The 1,721-nt window shown below is 42.5% G+C and carries 3 protein-coding genes; 1 reads left to right on the forward strand and 2 read right to left on the reverse strand.

The genetic code is table 11. The annotated features are described in order from the left end of the window. On the forward strand, positions 1-1,228 hold a 1,228-nt coding region (locus tag AC3DU7_RS15235; RefSeq protein ID WP_488040177.1), incomplete at its 5' end, for a DUF1501 domain-containing protein. Positions 1,229-1,263: 35 nt separating this feature from the next. Here the strand turns inward: AC3DU7_RS15235 and AC3DU7_RS15240 are convergent. After that, positions 1,264-1,401 carry a hypothetical protein gene (locus tag AC3DU7_RS15240; RefSeq protein ID WP_488040178.1) on the reverse strand — a complete coding sequence of 46 codons (138 nt, stop codon included), beginning with the start codon at positions 1,399-1,401 and terminating at the stop codon, positions 1,264-1,266. A 2-nt stretch (positions 1,402-1,403) separates the two neighbouring features. Then, positions 1,404-1,721, reverse strand: a 318-nt coding sequence (locus AC3DU7_RS15245; RefSeq protein WP_488040179.1) for a M15 family metallopeptidase, incomplete at its 5' end; no start/stop codon positions are given.

Here is a 1,721-nt window from a genome sequence, read left to right on the forward strand (position 1 = left end):
TATGAAAAGACGTAATTTTTTACAATTTGCTAGCTTACTATCAGCTTCAGGAATAATCTCTGTTGGTAGTCATGGTTGGGTAACAAAGGCATTAGCTCAAACCAACAACCGTAAACGATTAATAGTTATTTTTCTTCGAGGAGGAGTCGATGGATTAAATGTAGTTATTCCTCACCAGGAATACAATTATTATGATTCACGACCAAACATAGCAATTCCTGCTCCAGGAGAAGCAGAAGGAGCAATCGACTTAGACGGTCAATTTGGCTTACATCCTGCTCTAGCAAGTATCATGCCCCTTTGGCAAAATCGTAGTTTAGCATTTGTTCACGCTTGCGGTTTAAACAACGACACTCGCTCCCATTTTGATGCTCAATATTATATGGAAACAGGTATTCCAGGTAATAAAAAAATACCCGATGGATGGATGAATCGTTTGTTAGCAAATCTACCAAAAGATAAACCTACTCAAGCTGTAAACTTAGGAGATACACCACCTCGGATTCTTATGGGTGCAATGCCAGTTGCTAGTCTTCCCACGGGGAGAAAATCGACCCGTAGTTTACCCATAGATGTCCCCAGAATTTATGAAGCATTCGATCGCCTTTATAGCAGCAATGATGAACTTAGTAGAGTTTACCAAGAAGGTCGCCAGGCAAGAGACTTACTGTTAGCTGACTTAGAGCAAGAAATGGAAGCAGCTTCAGCAGGCGCACCACCTCCACAAAGTTTTGCTGCTGATGCCAAAAATTTAGCTCAAATTATGGTGGGTGATTCCAAAACACAGTTAGGATTTATGGCTTTTGGTAATTGGGATACCCACGTTAACCAAGGAAGTAGTCAAGGTGCTTTAGCAAGAAGATTGAAATCTTTGGGGGAAGGTTTAGTTACTTTAGCTCAGGAGTTGGGTCCGCTTTACTCAGATACGGCGATTTTAGTAATGTCAGAATTTGGTCGCACGGTGAAAGAAAATGGTAATGGTGGCACCGATCATGGTCATGGTAATGTAATGTGGGTTTTAGGTGGTGGCGTGCGTGGCGGTCAGGTTTACGGACAATGGCCTGGTTTGGATGAGTCAGAATTGTTTCAGAAGCGGGATCTGGCAGTGACAACGGACTTTCGGGATGTGATTTCTAGTGTTTTAGAGCAGCATCTTGAGATTGAGCGATCGCAAATAGCACGGGTTTTTTCTGGTTATTCTTCCGAGCGGCGTTTGGCTTTATTGTGAAGTAAGTAATGGTTGATGATTTGGCGGTGAGAGTATTAATTCTTCTTCATTATATGGTAGTCCTGCTTGTGTAATGGTTTACAGGAAAAAGGAATATCTGGCACGGGAGCAAGATGCTCCCACTGCTGTGCTTCGTAGAAATCAGTTACATTCCAGACAACCGCTTGTGCCAAAACTATCTCGCTTGAGCAAAAGCAGCAGCAGCTTCTGGAGAGGCTATATATCTCCAGTGCCAAGGTTCGTAGCTTACTCCTTGCGAATTGTTTGGAGGAAAAGACAACTCAAAACCAAACTCTTGAGCATGACGGGTTAACCATTGGAAAGCTTTGGTATTTTCAAAATCTATAGTTATATCTTTTTTGGGAAAGTTACCATCAGTTAAGTCAACGGCAAAACCTGTATGATGTTCGCTGTATCCCGGTGGGGCAGAAACTTTTGCAGCAATTTCAGGCGAACCGCGACGCTGAATTTGAGCTTTAAATAGTTCTTCCTG

The sequence above is a fragment of the Okeania sp. genome, assembly GCF_983059655.1.